General features: G+C 51.4%; 15 protein-coding genes. 10 read left to right on the forward strand and 5 right to left on the reverse strand.

What is annotated here, in order from left to right:
• Positions 1–161: 161 nt before the first annotated feature.
• The 3 genes from AC0YNV_RS19170 to AC0YNV_RS19180 are packed head-to-tail and all read right to left on the reverse strand — an operon-like array spanning position 162 to position 3,518.
• Positions 162–1,241 carry a mannose-1-phosphate guanylyltransferase gene (locus AC0YNV_RS19170; RefSeq protein ID WP_210039205.1) on the reverse strand — a complete coding sequence of 360 codons (1,080 nt, stop codon included), beginning with the start codon at positions 1,239–1,241 and terminating at the stop codon, positions 162–164.
• On the reverse strand, positions 1,234–2,337 hold the full coding sequence (locus tag AC0YNV_RS19175; protein ID WP_475769461.1) for a glycosyltransferase: 1,104 nt from the start codon (positions 2,335–2,337) through the stop codon (positions 1,234–1,236). The genes AC0YNV_RS19170 and AC0YNV_RS19175 overlap by 8 nt, the downstream gene beginning before the upstream one ends.
• Entirely contained in the window at positions 2,337–3,518 is a 1,182-nt protein-coding gene (locus AC0YNV_RS19180) for a glycosyltransferase family 4 protein (RefSeq protein WP_475769462.1), read from the reverse strand. Before AC0YNV_RS19180 ends, AC0YNV_RS19175 begins: the two co-directional genes overlap by 1 nt.
• A gap of 436 nt (positions 3,519–3,954) precedes the next feature.
• Between AC0YNV_RS19180 and AC0YNV_RS19185 the strand changes: the two genes are divergently transcribed.
• The 6 genes from AC0YNV_RS19185 to AC0YNV_RS19210 all read left to right on the forward strand — a co-directional run bounded on the left by AC0YNV_RS19185 (position 3,955) and on the right by AC0YNV_RS19210 (position 8,181).
• Positions 3,955–4,230 carry a helix-turn-helix domain-containing protein gene (locus AC0YNV_RS19185; protein ID WP_475769463.1) on the forward strand — a complete coding sequence of 92 codons (276 nt, stop codon included), beginning with the start codon at positions 3,955–3,957 and terminating at the stop codon, positions 4,228–4,230.
• A gap of 31 nt (positions 4,231–4,261) precedes the next feature.
• Positions 4,262–5,206 (forward strand): DUF1861 family protein, encoded by a 945-nt coding sequence (locus tag AC0YNV_RS19190; protein ID WP_475769464.1) that lies wholly within the window; start codon positions 4,262–4,264, stop codon positions 5,204–5,206.
• A 221-nt stretch (positions 5,207–5,427) separates the two neighbouring features.
• Positions 5,428–5,865: a DUF6526 family protein gene (locus AC0YNV_RS19195; protein ID WP_475769465.1), complete on the forward strand. Its 438-nt coding sequence runs from the start codon at positions 5,428–5,430 to the stop codon at positions 5,863–5,865.
• Positions 5,866–6,030: 165 nt separating this feature from the next.
• A complete protein-coding gene (locus tag AC0YNV_RS19200) occupies positions 6,031–6,474 on the forward strand; it encodes a MarR family winged helix-turn-helix transcriptional regulator (RefSeq protein WP_210039304.1) in 444 nt (147 codons plus the stop codon).
• A gap of 69 nt (positions 6,475–6,543) precedes the next feature.
• Complete coding sequence (locus AC0YNV_RS19205) at positions 6,544–7,602, forward strand: LLM class flavin-dependent oxidoreductase (protein ID WP_475769466.1); 1,059 nt, start codon at positions 6,544–6,546, stop codon at positions 7,600–7,602.
• A gap of 12 nt (positions 7,603–7,614) precedes the next feature.
• Complete coding sequence (locus AC0YNV_RS19210) at positions 7,615–8,181, forward strand: NADPH-dependent FMN reductase (RefSeq protein ID WP_475769467.1); 567 nt, start codon at positions 7,615–7,617, stop codon at positions 8,179–8,181.
• A 110-nt stretch (positions 8,182–8,291) separates the two neighbouring features.
• Here AC0YNV_RS19210 and AC0YNV_RS19215 read toward each other — a convergent pair whose 3' ends face one another.
• Positions 8,292–9,122 carry a carbohydrate ABC transporter permease gene (locus tag AC0YNV_RS19215; RefSeq protein ID WP_475769468.1) on the reverse strand — a complete coding sequence of 277 codons (831 nt, stop codon included), beginning with the start codon at positions 9,120–9,122 and terminating at the stop codon, positions 8,292–8,294.
• The gene (locus tag AC0YNV_RS19220) at positions 9,123–10,022 is read right to left on the reverse strand and encodes a carbohydrate ABC transporter permease (RefSeq protein ID WP_379114410.1); all 900 of its coding nucleotides are present in this window, start codon (positions 10,020–10,022) and stop codon (positions 9,123–9,125) included.
• Positions 10,023–10,203: 181 nt separating this feature from the next.
• Here AC0YNV_RS19220 and AC0YNV_RS19225 point away from each other — a divergent pair, with 181 nt between their 5' ends.
• The 4 genes from AC0YNV_RS19225 to AC0YNV_RS19240 all read left to right on the forward strand — a co-directional run bounded on the left by AC0YNV_RS19225 (position 10,204) and on the right by AC0YNV_RS19240 (position 17,356).
• Positions 10,204–12,051 (forward strand): sensor histidine kinase, encoded by a 1,848-nt coding sequence (locus AC0YNV_RS19225; protein ID WP_475769469.1) that lies wholly within the window; start codon positions 10,204–10,206, stop codon positions 12,049–12,051.
• Positions 12,029–13,672, forward strand: coding sequence for a response regulator transcription factor (locus tag AC0YNV_RS19230; protein WP_475769470.1), 1,644 nt, complete (start codon positions 12,029–12,031; stop codon positions 13,670–13,672). Before AC0YNV_RS19225 ends, AC0YNV_RS19230 begins: the two co-directional genes overlap by 23 nt.
• A 121-nt stretch (positions 13,673–13,793) precedes the next feature.
• Positions 13,794–15,122, forward strand: a complete 1,329-nt coding sequence (locus tag AC0YNV_RS19235; RefSeq protein ID WP_210039194.1) for an ABC transporter substrate-binding protein — start codon at positions 13,794–13,796, stop codon at positions 15,120–15,122.
• 134 nt (positions 15,123–15,256) lie between these two features.
• Complete coding sequence (locus tag AC0YNV_RS19240) at positions 15,257–17,356, forward strand: glycoside hydrolase family 36 protein (RefSeq protein ID WP_475769471.1); 2,100 nt, start codon at positions 15,257–15,259, stop codon at positions 17,354–17,356.
• Positions 17,357–17,475: the final 119 nt, after the last annotated feature.

Genomic DNA, 17,475 nt, shown 5'->3' on the forward strand with positions numbered 1-17,475 from the left:
ATAGCCGGTCAGCCAACCTGTAGGGGGAGCGATGAACCAGCATGATTCATGTATGACCCCCGCGAGATGCGGTTGCCAGCCGCACGCGTGCCTATGCAGACCAAAACCCCCGAAAGCAGCCGCTTAGGGGGTTTTGGCTGCAACGTTCAGCAGCGGGAAGGTTACATATACTCCGTCATACCTTTTTCCCTCAGCATATCGACAATCTCTTTGACGGACTGGGCTCTATCCTTGGGGCAGATCAGCAGGGCATCGCCCGTGTCCGCTATGATCAGTCCGTCGATCCCGATCGTTGTTATCAGCCGGCCATTGCCGTAAATAATGGAGTTGCGGGTATCGATGCCCAGGTAATTTGCCTTGACAATATTGCCATCGTCATCGGGAGGGAAGATGGCGCCCAGCGTATCCCAGCTGCCGATGTCATTCCAGCCGAAATTGCCTGATATCACAACCACGTCAGCGCTGCGCTCGAGGATGCCGTAATCGATTGAAATATTTTGCAACGTTGGATAAATTTCATTGAGCAATGCCGTTAACTCTTCGCCGCCCGGATGATTGCGGAGCGGCAGCATGGACTTGAACAGCCGGGGCAGAAACCGTTGAAAATGATCGATGATAACCGATGTTTTCCAGATGAACATGCCGCTGTTCCACAAATAATTGCCGGAAGCGAGATACGTCTGCGCTTTTTTGAAATTGGGCTTCTCCACAAATTCGCTGACCTCATGCACGGCGGCGGGAACGGTCATAAAAGGCTTGCTCTCGTAGCAGATATATCCGTACCCGGTGGAGGCGAAGGAAGGCTTGATACCGATCGTGACGATCTTGTCTGTCTCCATGGCTACCGTGCAGGCTTCGTCCAGCGTCTGTCTAAACTGCGCATCATTGGTAATGTGATGATCGGACGGCAGGACAACCATGAGAGAATCGCCATGCTGCTTCTCTAGGAACAGGGCGGCATAGAGAATGCTCGCGGAGGTGTTTCGGGCAACGGGCTCAATGAGAATATTGCTCTTCAGCACACTGCTGTGCATAATGCTCTCCAATAATACCGACTGGGAGCGGTTCGTGACGATGACCGTATTTTCCTGAGGAATAATGCCCTTGAAGCGTTCAATGGTCTCATTCAGCATAATATCGTTGCCGCTGATGTTCAAAAATTGCTTGGGTGTCTCCTGTCTGGACAGCGGCCAGAATCTCGTGCCGCCTCCGCCTGCAAGTATCGTGACGAACTTATCCATAATGAGTCACCAGATGGGCGATCGAGTAGGAGATAATACTTTCTGAGCCCTGGTTAAGATTCAGGCCGCTCTCGTGAATGCCGTCATAGCAGCCTCCGGTTTGCGGGTCGATCAGGGAGACATTCAGAGAATTGTGACCGAGGTACCATTCATAGCACAAGGCCGCTTTTTTCGAATAGGAGGAATCCTCCAGGACCCCAGCCGCCTCCTTGCAGGCCAGCAGCATCTCGCAGGCTTCAATGGGCTGTTCGTCATAGGGAGCGGCTTCTCCCTCGCGGAGCTGCCAGCCGTGACTGCCGATTGGCTTAAAATACCCTTCCGGCGAGAAGGTGCGGGAGGACAGGAAGTCCAGGCTCTCCTTGGCCGTCTGCTTGAAATCGGCTCTGCCGCTGATACGGGCGGCTTTGAGCAGAGACCAAGGCAGCATGGCATTGCCATAAGTCAGGCTGTCCTCGAACCAGTTCCAGCCGCCGCCTTTATTTTGCCGGAATTGGTCCTGCAGCCGCTCCGCCATTTCCTCAATAAGCTGGGCGATATCCGAGCTTGGCAGGAACGCCTTGGCTTCGCTGCTGTTCTCCGCATAAGGATAAGGAAAGGAATAGGCACAGGCGCGCGGGGTCTCCAGCAGGAAGCTGAGTCCCACCATGGCATAGGCGCCGGCGCGGGGCGATCCGAGGGTGTGCACATGCGGCAGCGCCTGGTTGATCATGTAGCGGCAGGTGTTTTGCAGATTATCCGGTACGCAGGAATGCGATAGCGTAAAGCCAAGCGCCCACAAGGTTCTTCCCTGACAGTCCTCCGATCCCCTGTCCTCCATGAAGAAGCGGTTATAATCCATGAAGTTGCGGAAATTGCCGTCGGGATTCTGAGCGTGGTGGATGAAGGAAATGTAGGTCTGGATCAAAGCCAGAGTCTGCGGATCCTTGTGTATGCTGTACATGAGAACAGCAGCAATCAGGGCTCTGGCATTGTCGTCCGTGGTGTAGCCTTTGGAGCGGTCAGGGACGCCGAATTTGGTATGCTGGAAGATGCCCGTATCGTCGGTCAATCTGTTCATATACTGGGATTGCACTTGCGGTACGGTCTGTATATTCATCAAATCACACTCCTGTTGGATAGGGTTGCGGCGCTGGAAATGCTTTCTTCGAACAGCGCGGCATAACGTTTGGCGATTTCGCTCCACATCATCGTTGTCCCCAATTCAAGGGTGCGGGCTTCCATTTCGGTAATCAGGTCGGGATTTCCCAACAGCTGAAGGATGCAATCCTCCAGGGAGGCGGAGTCGTGGAAGCCGGCCAGGAGCCCTCTTCCGCCTGCAAGCATCTCCATGGCATAGCGGTAAGGCGTGGAGACAATAACTCGTCCGTAACCGACACCGTATGCCAATGTGCCGCTGACAGCCTGATCCTTCCCCAAATACGGCGTCATATAGATGTCCGACATGACCAGGGATTGAATCACTTCCTCCTGTGTCAGCAATCTGTCGACGAACAGCACATTATTATTCAGCCCCAGAATTTCAACCAGTGCTGTCAGCTTCTGCCGGTATACTTCCCCGACTTCACGTTTCACCACGGGATGCGTCTTGCCCCAAATGATGTACAGGGATTCGGGATGCTTGGCGATTACACCCTGCATCGCTTCAATTCCATATTCAATCCCTTTCCCCGGACTGAGGAACCCGAAGGTAGAGAGAATTTTCCGGTCTGTGAATCCATACTGCGCTTTAAGCTCCAGTCTGGATTTCGTCTCGACATAAGGGACGCCATGATGAACAAATGCGATCTTATCCTTATCGATGCCATATATCGTATGCAAATCATGTACGGTGGATTGGGCCATCGTGACGACCCTTACGCTGGTCTCAGCGAGCTTTCTCATGATGAGGCGCTGTTTGCGGCTGGGCTCGGTGAGCACGGTATGAAAAACAACCAAATAGGGAATATTTAATCTCTCAACGAATGGGAGGAGGTATTCGCCGCTTTCCCCTCCGTATATGCCAAATTCATGCTGGATGACAAGCAGATTGGTATCGGAAAGGTTGAGGAGGTCGGCAGCCTCCAGATAATCCGGCAGGCTGTGCTGATCGATTTGATGAATGACTTGTTCGCCGTATGAATAAGACTCATTGTCGTTGACCGCAATGATGCGCGGACGGTTAAAGCCCTGGATTGCTGCGAATTGATCCAGTAAGTCCTGTGTAAATGTGGCGATGCCGCATTCCCGCGGCAAGCTGGTGCCCAGAAACACCACATTTTTACTGTTGTTTTTGTTCATACAAGAGCCTCCCCTATTTTGTGATGCATTGAAATTGGAATAAAAAAAGAAAATAAAAAGGTTCTTTATTTTCTGAAAATGGCAGAGGTTATTTTGTTTAAATATTCGGAAAATTAAAGTTCCCATAGCTTTGGCCTATATTCAGAAGGGAAGAAAATCTTTTGCACCGAACCCGGTGATAGCCGTTTCTTCTTGAATAATTCTGAATATAAGGAAGTATAGGTTCCTTCATTATTTGCGCGAATATTTATTTAGCAAAGGGAGCAGGTGCTTAAATCGCTTCAACAAGCTGTAAAGCCGTCAAAGCAAGCCGTTTATTGCAAAATGAGCGCCGTAGAGTCAGTTTCCCTTCCTATAGCCTAACATGACCATTTTTTCTTGTCAAATTATTGACGGGCCTGTGCATTCCATATATATTGTTGTAGGAGGTGCTGGAATGCCAGCCATACGCAGCAATTTGAAGAGCGTCATGGAGAAACATGACCCTGATTTGTCGATTCGCAAGCTTGCCAAGGATGTTAATTATCACTTTGATTCCATTCGCCGGATGTACAAGGATGAAATGGTTCAGTATCCCCGTGATCTGCTGCTAAGGCTATGTACGTACTTCAATGTCCCGCCAGGGCAGCTTATCGTCATCGAGGATTATGATCAAGGTAATGATCTTAGATATGACGGCGCTTCACATCAGGAGAAATTGAATGATCATTAACAAGATATGAATGATCACCGGGAGAATATGAATGATTATTAAAAAAACCAAGCCGGAAACCGCCAATCAGCTGTTAAAACAATTCTATGCGGCCCCGCGCGCCACAAAGGTCGAGAAGCTTATATTCTCGGGAGTCGGCGGGCGCGACGTGTATAATATTACAGCCCCGTTCCATTATGACGGGGAAGAAGTCATCATGGGCCGGGTCGAGGAGCGGGACAGCGAGTTCTCACAGGTTTTTTTCTTCACGCAGAGCGCGGATCATGTATGGAGTCCAAGGGCTCATACCCACACGTACAACTTGCAGGATCCCTGTGTGGCTCTCATCAAGGGTGAGCTGGTTTTCGGCGGCGTTGAATTGGTGACCGCCGCAGACAATCCGCGCCGGATTATCTCCTGGTGCACGCAATTTTACCGGGGCACCCATATCGATTCCCTCTGCCACTTCTCGTCCGGTCCGGCCAATATGAAGGATATCCGGCTGATTGAGCTGCTCGATGGCCGAGTCGGCGTATTCACCAGACCTCAAGGAGCCAGAGGCGGAAGAGGGCAGATCGGCTTTACCATTATCGGTTCTCTGGATGAGCTCAATGAGCAAACCTTCCACAATGCGGAGATTCTCCAGGATCAATTTGTCCCTGAAGAATGGGGAGGGGCGAATGAGGCCCATTTGCTCAAGAATGGGCTGGTAGGGGTGTTGGGGCATATTGCCTGTTTCGACGAGCAAAGCCATAAGCATTATTATTCCTGTGTGTTTGCCATGAATCCCCTTACCTTGGAGAAAACGCCTTTGAAAATTATTGCCGCAAGAGGCGATTTCCCCACCGGTCCGGGGAAGCGTCCGGACCTGGAGGATGTGATCTTCAGCGGAGGGCTTGTAAGGCTGGGCAATGGCCGTGCCATGCTGTCCGTAGGCGTCAGCGATGCCGAAGCCTACCGGATCGAGATACCGGATCCCTTTGCCGAATACGAATAAGAGACCGGATGCCGACCGGTCTTGGATACATAAACCAGCAAAGAAGCGAGCCGCAAACCGGGAGCCCGGGGCGGCTCGTTTTTGTGCGGGGTGACATAATTTGGACAAGTAAAAGCATATTTTTCTCCATAAGCAGGACGTTTGCTGAGGACCAGGTGGTATGATGTAGATAAAGGCAATTTGTTAGTGGAATCATACATACTTTGAGGAGGATGTTTATTATGAGCGAACAGAACAAAGGGAAGTCGCTGCGCTTTGACTGGGCTTATCATTATGTCACCGTACCGCTCGCCTTGATTGTATTCATCTGGTCCATCGTTTATCTGGTGCAGGCTTTTGTTCAGGAGGATGGGCAAATCTCGCTCGCACTTTTGCTGTTCCTGTTCGCTCTCTGTCTGCTGTTTGTGGTCTCGCGGATCCGCCCGTATGCGACCAGGACGCAGGACCGGATCGTGCGCATGGAGGAGCAGTTCCGTCATTACCGTCTGACAGGACGGACGCTGGACGCCAGGATTAAGCTCGCCCAGATTATCGCGCTGCGCAATGCGGGCGATGAGGAATTTCCAGCGCTGTGCGAACGGGCGGCATCTGAGGGTTTGAAGCCGGCCGATATACACGCGGCGATCAAGAATTGGCGCGCGGATACGATGAGAATATAAAACACATAACAATGTCCGCATCGCTTATAATTGGCGTATTCTAGGCCTCCCTTTTCAGGAAGGCCTTTTTAGATTATTTTCTGAAAATCTGCTAACAGACCCCTCTTGCTTTTTTATCAATTGAGTAGTAAAGTGATGATAACATTACGGATGGGGGAATGCGAAATACGTAATCATACTTTAGGGTCTTTAATCTGGGTACGTCTAACGCGTTTTACGAACCAAAGCAATCAGATGTCGAATGAATTTTTAAAACGTTTTGATTTAACGACCGCCCAGTTTGATGTGCTTATGCAAATTCGCATTTTTCAGCCGCTTAGTCAGATGGAATTAGCCGAGAAAGTGACGGTTACGCAGGGCGGCATTTCGCGTATGCTTGTACGTCTTGAGAAAGAAGGCTACATTGTACGCAAGCATGACTGGAAAACGAAGACAATCAGCCTCACTATGAAAGCCGAGTCTATTCTTGAACAAGCTTTTCCCGAGCAATCTGCCTTCCAGTCGTCCTTTTTTGACGACGTGCTAAGCGAAGAAGAACAACAAACCCTGTATTCATTGATGACGCGCGTCCATAAGCACAGCCAAAAGAAAGAAATACCGCCCGAGTAAATTTTTTTACCTTATCAGTTGACTAGTCAAGTTATAATAATTACCTTAAATGGAGAGGGAGAGAGCAGCATGGAAAAATTCCGTATTGATCCGGATAAAGGGATTGAATTCGGCTTATATTCGATTGGGGATCACCTTCCGAACCCGCATACAGGCTCAATGATCAGCGCTGAACAGCGCATTCAGGAATTTATTGAGGCAAGCAAGCTGGCTGATGAGGCTGGGCTTGATGTATTTTCTGTCGGTGAAAGTCACCAGACGCATTTTACGACACAGGCGCACACGGTGCTTCTGGGAGCGATTGCCCAAACAACGAAAAGAATCAAAATTGCCAGCTCGGCAACGGTCTTGAGTACGTCCGATCCTGTCCGTGTTTATGAAGATTTCGCTACGCTTGATTTAATCTCAAAGGGCCGGGCTGAAATTGTCGCCGGACGGGGTTCAAGGGTAGGGGTATACAGCCTGCTTGGTTACGATGTGAAGGATTACGAAGAATTATTTGAAGAAAAAATGGAGCTTCTGTTGAAGTTGAATAACGAAGAAACCATAACATGGGAAGGCCAATTCCGTGCGCCTCTAGCAAATGCGCCTATTTTTCCGCAGCCTCAAAATGGCCATATTCCCATTTGGCGTGCGGTAGGCGGTACGACAGCCAGTGCGATCAAAGCGGGATACACAGGAGTGCCGATTATGCTGGCGCAGCTTGGCGGTCCTGCAGCCCATTCGAAAACCATCATTGATGCTTATCGTGAGACAGCTGCGCAGAGCGGCTTTGATCCGGCAGCTTTGCCTGTCGCAACCACGACTTTATTCTATACAGCGGAAAATTCACAGGACGCGGTTCGTGAGTACTATCCGCACTTGAATTCCGGTATGGAAGCCCTGCGCGGGGTCGGCTATCCCAAGCAGCAATTCGCGCGGTCTACGGATTATCGCGATGTATTACTGCTTGGCAGCCCGCAGCAAATCATCGAGAAGCTGCTCTATCAATATGAATTATTTGGCCACCAGCGCATTATGGCGCAAATCGATTTTGGCGGCGTGCCTTTCGATAAAATCGCTAAAAATATTGAGCTTATCGCTGCAGAAATCATGCCTGCCATCAAGAAGCATACAGCCAAAAAATAAGGGGTGTCCGAGATGAAGATAGTGGGAATTTCAGGCTCTATCGTAGGCTCTAAAACAAGAACGGCCATGGATTATGCGCTCCGTACAGCACGGGAAAAGCATGAGGATGCAGAAATTACGCTGCTTGACCTTGCAGAGTACGATATCGTGTTCAGCGACGGACGCGATTACCGGGAATATGAAGGCGACACGAAGCTTGTAACGGAAACCATCATGGCTGCGGATGCCATTATTATTGGGACACCCACGTTCCAAGCATCCATTCCGGCAACGCTAAAAAATATTTTTGATCTATTGCCGGTCAGCGCTTTTCGGGATAAAGTGGTAAGCATGCTTGTTACAGCCGGAACGGCGAAGCATTATTTGATGGCTGAACAACAATTAAAGCCAATCCTGGCGTATATGAAGGCGCATATTGTGCCCGCTTATGTTTTTATCGAGGAGAAGGACTTCAACCGGAAGGAAATTGTAAATGATGATGTTCGCTTTCGATTGGAAAGGCTGGTGGAAGATACGGCACTGCTTGTCGATGCATTTGCCAGGGTCCGGCAGGTGAAAGATGCGGAATATGATTTTTAAGTACCTGAATAGTAAACACACTTAATATTAAACACACAAAAACGCCAGAGGCAGCGGTCATGCACCGTCTGCTCCGGCGTTTTGTTTGCGTGCATTTTAAGCCCCGGGAATCAGCCCTTTACGGCTCCGGCTACGACCCCTTTGACAATATATTTCTGCAGGAAAATGAAGACGATGATGGACGGCAGCACGGCCATTACCATGGCGGTCATGGCATACTGCCAGTCGGACGTATACTGGCCGACGAAGGTATAGGCGGCCAGCGTCAATGTCTTGGTGGAAGGCGAGCCGTTAACCATGAGCAGCGGCAGCAGGAAATCGTTCCAGATCCACATTACGTCAATAATGATGATCGTCGTCGTCACCGATTTCAGCAGCGGGAAGATCACGAGAAAGAATAATCGCAAGCCCGATGCTCCGTCAATCGTGGCGCTCTCGTCGATTTCCTTGGGAATTCCTTTGACGAAGCCATGATAGATGAACAGCGCAAGCGGAGCCCCGAAGCCCCAATACAGGATGCCGAGTCCCCATGTGCTGTCGGAAAGATGAATCTTCCGGGCAAGCTGCAGGACGGTCAGCATAATGGACTGAAACGGAATGAGCATCGGCATAATACAGAGAAAATACACAATGCCGCTTAATCTTGATTTTGTCCGGGCCAGCTTGTAGGAGGCGACGGAGGCAAACAGAATGATTCCGGCCAGTCCAATCACGGTAATGACCATATTGTTGAGAAATAACCGCGGGTAATTGATGAACTGCCAGACGTAAGTGTAATTGTCGAACGCCAGATGCTTCGGCAGGGCAATGACATCGGTCATGACCTCAGAGAAGCTCTTCAGGGAGTTATTGATGGCCAGGAACAAGGGATAAAGGAACAAGAGGGACAGGATGATCATTCCGATCTCCAGCGTCCAGCGGCCGGCTTTGTTGGTTTTCATTTATGCCTCAACCTCCCTGCGTTTGAAAATTGCCAATTGGATAATCGTCACAATCAGGACCGCTACGAACAGGATCAGCGCTTTGGCCGTTCCATAGCCGTACAGATTGTTCTGGAAGGTATCCCGGTAAATATCGTACGCGATACTGTAAGTCGTGCCGCCCGGTCCTCCTCCGGTCAAGGAAAGAATGACGTCGAATACCTTGATGGAGTTGGTCAACGCCATGAACACGGAAATGGTAATGGATGGCGCGAGCAGGGGCAGCGTAATGCTGAAGAACCTGCGTACGGGACCCGCCCCGTCGACGGTCGCAGCCTCCTTGAGATCGTCCGGTACGGACTGCAGCCCGGCAATATAGATAACCAGATAGAAGCCGATGGACTGCCAGATGGACACGAACAGGACCGAGATGAAGGCAAGCCCGGGCTCCCCGAGCCAGCTGAGATTGAAGATGCCCCAGCCTGTGCTTGCGCCCAGCGATTCGAAGCCCTGCATGAAAATAAATTTCCATATGAAGCCGACAATAACCAGACTCAGAATATAGGGCACGAAGAAAGCGGCTCTGAGCCAGGAGGTGCTTCTCAGTTTCATGTCCAGCAGAACGGCGAGCAGAATCGCCAGCACATTAACCAGAATAATGTACAGGACCGCATATTTTACCGTGAACCAGGCGGCGCTGGTAAAGTTGGAATCCCCCATGAAGATTTGTTTGAAGTTGTCCAAGCCGATAAACGTCGGATGCTTGGAAATTCCGTTCCATTTGGTCAGGGAATAACGGATCGTCATGGCAAACGGAATATAGAATGCAACTGCGATGCATATAAGCACCGGAACTGTGAATATCCCGAATTCCAGCCGTTGGGACCACTTTTTCCCTAATCTCATTTTTTCTGATTTCATCCTTGTGCACCTCTTTTTTATACTGCTGTTCTATGTGGAAGGGGCGCTTGCCCTTGGCCTACCCGGGAACTGCGAATGAGCTATAATAATTATAAACAGCTGGTCTTGGGCAAAAGAATGGATTTAAGAAAACAGTTAGGGGTAAAAAGGTGAACTGTACTCCGCCAAAGGGGATTGCTATATGGGTAGTATTGCAAGAAAAATGGCTTATTCCATAAGCATGCTGTTCGACAAGATTTCGCGAAGGCTGGTGAATAAGCTGATCCTGCTGTTTACCTCCATCATTATCCTTGTCGTGGTGTCGCTTACGGTCATTTCGTATCAGATGCTCCAGCGGGAATCCATTAAGAGCAGCATCGAGAGCACCTCCAACAACCTGATGCTCGTCAATCAGAATCTGGAGGATTACCTGGCCGGGATCGAGCAGCTGTCCCTGCCCCAAATCCGCTATGATGAAATAAACGGGGCGATTGTGAACGAAGCCCATGATTATGCCTCCAAGATGTATTTGGAGGATTATTTGAGAAGCTTGTATTATTCCCGCAATGATCTGGAAGCGATCTACCTGTATTTGATCGACCAGCATAAGTATTATTCCATCTCGCGGGAAAACTATAACATTATGGTCCGTGTGGGCGAGGATGCCGCGATTCCCGAACAGTCATGGTACAAGCAGGCTGTGGCAAGCCCGAAGAATGAGGCTTTTCAATCGCTTGCTCTGCCTGAAACCCAAACAGGCTATGCCGTAAATCGGGAAACCAGCTTCATGGCGTATCACCGGGTGCTGCGGTCGATTGCCACGCGGCAGCCCCAGGCGGTGCTTACCTTTTATTTCAAATCCACCGGGATGGATGAAATTATGAAGGATATTCCGTTTAATGAGGGTGAGCATCTGATGTTTCTGGACCCGGATAACCATGCCTTCCATGTGGATAATCCCGCCTTTTATCAAGAGGTTCAGCGCTCCAGCTGGCTTGGCCGGATCGGGGAGAGCAAGGCGGGCCAGCTGACATGGTCGGACGGAGACAGACGTTATCTGGTTGTTTATAATGTGGGCGAGCAGCAAAATTGGAAGCTGATAAAACCGATACCTTATGAGGAGATCTATGCCGCTGCGACAACCACGCGTAACCTGGGTTACGGGATCGGTCTGCTTTTTCTGCTGGTGTCGATCATTCTGGTCACGTTTCTCTCCAATGCCATCACCAAGCCGCTCAAGAAGCTGTCCCGCCAGATGAGCCTGTTCAGCAGCGGCAGCTTCGATGTGGAGGCCCAGGTGAAGGGGAGGGACGAAATTGCTTTCCTCACCCGGCATTTCAACGAAATGGTGAAGAATACCAACGATCTGATCAATGAACGGTACAAAATGAAGCTGGTGGAGAAGAACGCCATACTCAAAGCGCTGGAAGCGGAAATCAACCCGCATTTTCTCTATAATGCGCTGCAGGCGATCTCAACCAGGGCGCTGAAAAGCAGCGAATTCGAGATTGCCGATATGGTGGATGCGCTGGCTTTGACACTGCGGTACTGCATCAGCGGCAAGGATATCGTCTATGCGAGGGAAGAGCTGAAGCATATCGAACGTTATCTGGTTCTGCAGAAGGCGAGATTCGGCAGCAGACTTCATGTCGAGATCCGGTGGGATCAATCCTTGATGGAGCTGCAAATTCCGAAGCTCTCCATCCAGACGCTGGTGGAGAACGCGATCAAGCATGCGGTTGAGCGGGTTTCGGGGACCGTGACCATCATCATCCAGGCGGAGCTGACACCGACCCAGACCATTATTTCCGTGATGGATAATGGTCCGGGTATTCCGCCCGGACGGCTGAAGCAGGTGCTGGGGTCATTCCAGAGCAGCTGGGAGGAGAGGGAGAACGACAATATCGGCCTTACGAATTTGAATACCCGCCTGAAGCTGCTGTATGGGGAAACGGCAGGTCTGGAGATCAGGACGAATAAAACCGGAACGGAAATGAGAATGGTAATAGAGGGAGGTGGCGGCAGCCGTGTACAGGGTGTTGATTATTGACGATGAGGAGCCGCTGCGCGAGGCAATCCGCATTTTGGGGGACTGGAAGAATCTTGGGGTCGAAGAAATACTGGAGGCCACGAATGGGAAGGACGGGCTTGCTCTCCTGGAGCAGCACCGGATTGACCTGGTTATGGTGGATATGAAAATGCCGGAAATGGACGGAGTCCGCTTTCTGCAAATTATTGAACGGGATTACCCGGATTTATTCGCCATTGTCATCAGCGGCTATAATGATTTTGAATATACGAGGCAGGCGATCCACGCCAAGGTCGTCGATTATTTGCTGAAGCCGGTTAACCGGGCGGACTTGAATGAAGCGCTTGGCAAGGCGATCGGCGTGCTTGCGGCCAAGCGGAAAACGCAGAGCGAATTTATTACGAAGAACATTACACTCAACATGTCGCTGCCCAAGCTGAAGGAGAAGATCTATCTCTCGATCATCGAACGCAGCTTCAAGAAGCATACGAATGAAGCCTTCCTGCCTCTGATCGGAGCGGATGATGCCGGCGGCCGGTTCGGGGCGGTTGTTCTGAGGATTCTGAATCTGGAGCAAGTTCTGGCAGGAAGATTCAACGGCGATATCGGGCTGCTTCATTTTGCCGTGGCCAATGTCATAGGCGATGTGGCGGGCGATTCCGTGCAGTGCTTCAGCTTCGCAAGCCCCAAGCAGGAGCGGGAAATGATCGCCGTCTATACGATGAAAGGCGGTTATCCGGAGGATGCCAGCTTCCGCAGCGCCCATCTGGCGAAGAAAACGGCAGCGGCGCTGCAGCAGCTGTTCGGCATGAGCGTGGCTGCAGCCATCGGCCCGGATGGCAGCGATGTGATGCATATCGCGGACTCATATGAATCCGCCAAGGCATCCATCAATGGCGTTGATCTTCTAAAGATGAATGGGACCGTTGTAGCGGGAGCGGCAGGCAAAACGGGGGGCGGCGAGAGCCATTCCATTATGAGCCGCATGCCTCTTATCCGGGGTGCGCTGGATGCGGGGAATTTCAACCATGCCCGCAATATGCTGAGCGACTTTACGAAGCAGATGCAGGCTTCCGGCGGATTCACCTTAGGCGAGGCGGATCGCATCCTGCATGAATTCGTCCTGCTGTTGAGCGATCTGGCGCTGGAGCGGGGAGCTGCTGCCAAACGCCGTCAGCCAGAAGGAGAGAATCCGCTCAGAAGTGCCGGAATCGGGACGGATTTCGTTAATTTCAGCGAGTATGAAGCGGTGCTGAACCGAATTTTGTCCTATTACAGCGATGAGATCCGCCATTCCATGGCCGCCGACCGGCCATTCGATATTGCCGAGATCAAGGCGTACATCGACCATTTTTATTTTGAGGATATCAAGATCTCGATGTTTACGGAGAAGTATTTCTTAAGCCGGGAGTATCTGATGAAGCTGTTCAAGCAGCAGTTCGGATACGGCATTCATGAATATGTGCAGAAGATCAGAATGGATAAAGCCAAGGAGCTGCTGAGTGATCCGGGCCTGAAAATCCAGGAGATTTCCGAGATGCTGGGCTATAAGGACAAAAATTATTTCAGCAAGGCCTTCCGGAATTATTATCAATTTTCCCCGTCGGAGTATCGTTCGAACGAAGAAGCGGATAAAAAGTAAACAGCGGCAGGACTCCACTTTTTTACCCTCAATTCATCACTTATCTGCATTCTTATCTCATTTTGAATTCTTTAGAATAAGCGGTGAAAGACGATAACACATCGAAAACGGGGGCTAAACCATGTCTAAGAAATTACTAGCGCTGTCCATCAGTATGGTGCTGCTGATCAGCGTGCTGGCGGCTTGCGGCAGCAATAATACGGCCAACAATGGCGGAGCGGCCAATAACGGCACGGAAGCCGGAGGCGGCAACGCTGCAGACGATTCCAAGCCGGTGACGATCAATATGTTCACGGCATCGCCGGAATATACCGACGCTTTTAACGCCTATATTGCGGAGTACAAGAAGGTCAAACCGAACGTCAAAATCAATCTGGAGATTATGCAGGCGGATTACAACACGGTTCTGAAATCCAAAATCGCCTCAGGCAGCACGCCGGATGTATTCCAGACGACGGCTGGCGGCGATATCGATACCTATGCGGAGTACAGCGCCGATCTCACCAATGAGCCATTGGCTGCTGCGATGACCGATGCGGTGCGAGCAAACATGTCATCCACGGACGGCAAAGTGCTGGGGCTGCCGGTGAAGGGCAATTTGTTCACCTTGGTTTACAACAAGAAGCTTCTGGCTGATGCCGGTATTACGGAAGTGCCAAAAACAACTGCCGAGATGCAGGATGCGGTTACCAAGCTGGAAGCCAAAGGCATTACGCCATTCGCTAACGCTTATAAAGAGTGGTGGGTCTGGAAGCATATTTTCCAGCACTATGTGGATGCTGCGGCAATGGATGCGGGCACGGATGCCAAGCAGCTTGTAGCTGACTTTATCGCGGGCAAAGCAACGTTCAAAGACCATCCGGTGCTTTACAACAACTTCTTTGATTTCATCGATCTGACGGTCAAGCATGGCACCAACAAGCCGCTTGAGCGCGACAGCAATGCCGAAGTCAGCGACTTCGCCGCAGGCAAAGCCGCATTCATGACCGGTAAAGGCGCATGGGACGAGGAAGCGATCAAGAAAATCACCCCGGATATTCAAATCGGAATCATGGGTTACCCGGTCAGCGACAAGCCTGAACAATCGTTCATCATTACCGGTGCCGACCAGGCTCTGCGGATCAATAAAGATTCGCCTGTCGCAAAAGAAACAGTGGAATTCTTCAACTGGCTTTACACATCGGATTACGGGAAAAAATGGTTCTCCGACGTAGCGAAGGTGATACCTCCGATCAAGGATGCTCCAATACCGGATCTGGATATGCCGAAGCAAATGAATGAAATCTTGAAAACCGAAAAATCCGGCGATCTGTCGATCAACTACTCCCTGGATACGTTCCATCAGAAATTCGGGGAAATCATGCAAGCCTACATCGGCGGCAGCAAAACCAAGGATCAAGCCGTTGATGAAATCCAAAAAGCATGGATTCAATTGGGCTCAGCCCAGTAAACGTCTGCCTGAACCGGGCACGAATGCCAGCCGGGTAAGCGTATAACGATTCTACACTTCGTAGCTCAGCGCCTTTTATCAGGTGCTGGGCTACGTTTGATAAACGGCAGATTTACATGGGGAGGCCATGCTTGATGAATACCAATATTGAAGTGACGGAAAATGGACTATACCTGGTGCTTGAGGTGACGCAGCAGCTGGACGTGCGTCTGCTGCATTTTGGCAGCAGCCCTTATGATGCGTCCTCCATTGATGAATCGAAAAAGCCGGGCTTCCGGCTGATGGAGCTGCAGCTGACCGGCGAGGACCGGGCTGAATATCACGGACGGACACATCGGGCCTCATTCCCGGGGCTTCGCATGCAGTATGAGACACACCGCGATTACTTCGGCGGTCCGGGGCGGAAGCTGGAGATTGTGCTGAGAGACCCTGTAACTGCGTTGAAGGCTGAAGCGCATTTTCAGTTCTATAACGGCGTCTCCACTGTCCGGACGTGGACGGTCCTGGTCAACGAGGGCGGGCCTGTTGCTGTGGAGTATGTTTCATCCTTTGCGCTGACTGGTCTTGATAAGGAGGGCGCTCAGGACCGGGATGAGAAAATGCGGCTTACTGTGGCCCACAACGGCTGGCAGAGCGAGCTGCAGTGGCGTACTTACACGCTTCCGGAGCTTGGGATGTCGCATCTGATCGACCGCGGCACGAAGCGGCTGGCTTACAGCAATACCGGTTCATGGTCGGCGGCTGAGCATATTCCGATGGCTGTGCTGGAGAACAGGGAAGCGGGGACGAGCCTGTTCTGGCAGATTGAGCACAACGGCTCCTGGCACTGGGAAATCGTGGACCAGTTCGATAGACTGACGGTTCTGGTCAGCGGTCCGACGGAGCATGACAACCATTGGTGGATCAAGCTTCAGCCAGGGCAGGAGTTTGTCTCGGTTCCGGTTGCGGTCGGCTCCGTACAGGGCGGATTTGAACAGGCGATCGGACAGCTGACTGCCTACAGGCGGAGAATACGCCGTCCCAATGACGATAACCGGAAGCTGCAGGTGATTTTCAATGATTATATGAACTGCTTATGGGGAGATCCGACGACTGCGAAGCTGCTTCCGCTCATTGACGCTGCCGCCGAAGTCGGCTGCGAATATTTCTGTATCGATGCGGGCTGGTATGCGGCGGGCGAGTGGTGGGACGGCGTCGGGGAGTGGATGCCCTCACCGGAACGGTTCCCCGAAGGCATCAAATATGTGCTTGATTATATCCGCGGAAAGGGCATGACTCCCGGCTTGTGGCTGGAGCTGGAGGTTATGGGCATCAACAGTCCGAAGCTGGCCGATGCCAATGACGGCTGGTTCTTCATGCGCCATGGCAAGCGGGTCAAGGACCGCAGCCGGTATCAACTGGATTACCGGAATCCGGAGGTGATTGCGCATGCCAATGAAGTGATCCGGCGGCTTGTTGAGGATTACGGAGTCGGCTACATCAAGATGGACTACAATATCAATGCCGGAATCGGAACGGAGACCGAAGCGGACAGCTTCGGCGACGGTCTGCTGCAGCATAACCGGGCTTATCTTGCCTGGCTGGACAATATATTCGCCCGTTATCCCGAACTCGTAATCGAGAACTGCTCTAGCGGCGGCATGCGGATGGATTATGCGATGCTCAGCCGGTACAGCATTCAATCCACCAGCGATCAGGAGGACTTCAGGAAATATGCGGCCATCGCAGCAGGATCGCCGGCGGCGCTGACGCCCGAGCAATCCGCCATCTGGTCCTATCCGCTGCGGGAAGGCGATGATGAAGAGGTTATTTTCAACATGGTCAATGCGCTGCTGCTCCGCATCCATCAAAGCGGCCATCTGGCCGAATTAAGCCCAAGGCGGAGGGAACTGGTCAAGGAGGCGCTCGATTATTACAAGACGATCCGTCAGGATATTCCGGAAGCCTTGCCATTCTGGCCTCTGGGACTACCCGGGCATAAGGACGATTGGGTCAGCCTTGGACTCAGGGCGGATAGCCGGATTTATCTGGCAGTCTGGCGTCTTGGCGGCGATTCGACGCAGGTGCTGCTTCCCCTTCCCGGGCTTCAGGACCAAGAGCTTGAGGTGCGCTGCGCGTACCCGGCCGAGCATGATTGCAGCTGGAAATGGAGCGCCCGTGAAGCCCTGCTTAATGTCCGGATGCCGGGTGCGAATACGTCGAGACTGTTTGAAATTCATATCAAGACCCCGTAATGGGCGGCAGGGGAACAGCTAACTTACGTGGTGACTGAGAGCCAAAATTTTTAATTACATGACGAAGGGTGTCTCCAGTAAGGAAATTCCTTCCTCCAGTTATTCCAACCGTAGGAGGT

It is taken from the genome of Paenibacillus sp. JT31N11 (assembly GCF_056269285.1).

Excerpts from the sequence above, each read along its gene's own strand:
- AC0YNV_RS19225 (WP_475769469.1), top strand. The coding sequence starts at position 10,204 with ATGGGTAGTATTGCAAGAAAAATGGCTTATTCCATAAGCATGCTGTTC.
- AC0YNV_RS19190 (WP_475769464.1), top strand. The coding sequence starts at position 4,262 with ATGATTATTAAAAAAACCAAGCCGGAAACCGCCAATCAGCTGTTAAAA.
- AC0YNV_RS19175 (WP_475769461.1), bottom strand. The coding sequence starts at position 2,337 with ATGAATATACAGACCGTACCGCAAGTGCAATCCCAGTATATGAACAGA.
- AC0YNV_RS19215 (WP_475769468.1), bottom strand. The coding sequence starts at position 9,122 with ATGAAAACCAACAAAGCCGGCCGCTGGACGCTGGAGATCGGAATGATC.
- AC0YNV_RS19180 (WP_475769462.1), bottom strand. The coding sequence starts at position 3,518 with ATGAACAAAAACAACAGTAAAAATGTGGTGTTTCTGGGCACCAGCTTG.
- AC0YNV_RS19205 (WP_475769466.1), top strand. The coding sequence starts at position 6,544 with ATGGAAAAATTCCGTATTGATCCGGATAAAGGGATTGAATTCGGCTTA.
- AC0YNV_RS19235 (WP_210039194.1), top strand. The coding sequence starts at position 13,794 with ATGTCTAAGAAATTACTAGCGCTGTCCATCAGTATGGTGCTGCTGATC.
- AC0YNV_RS19240 (WP_475769471.1), top strand. The coding sequence starts at position 15,257 with ATGAATACCAATATTGAAGTGACGGAAAATGGACTATACCTGGTGCTT.
- AC0YNV_RS19210 (WP_475769467.1), top strand. The coding sequence starts at position 7,615 with ATGAAGATAGTGGGAATTTCAGGCTCTATCGTAGGCTCTAAAACAAGA.
- AC0YNV_RS19195 (WP_475769465.1), top strand. The coding sequence starts at position 5,428 with ATGAGCGAACAGAACAAAGGGAAGTCGCTGCGCTTTGACTGGGCTTAT.
- AC0YNV_RS19220 (WP_379114410.1), bottom strand. The coding sequence starts at position 10,022 with ATGAAATCAGAAAAAATGAGATTAGGGAAAAAGTGGTCCCAACGGCTG.
- AC0YNV_RS19170 (WP_210039205.1), bottom strand. The coding sequence starts at position 1,241 with ATGGATAAGTTCGTCACGATACTTGCAGGCGGAGGCGGCACGAGATTC.
- AC0YNV_RS19185 (WP_475769463.1), top strand. The coding sequence starts at position 3,955 with ATGCCAGCCATACGCAGCAATTTGAAGAGCGTCATGGAGAAACATGAC.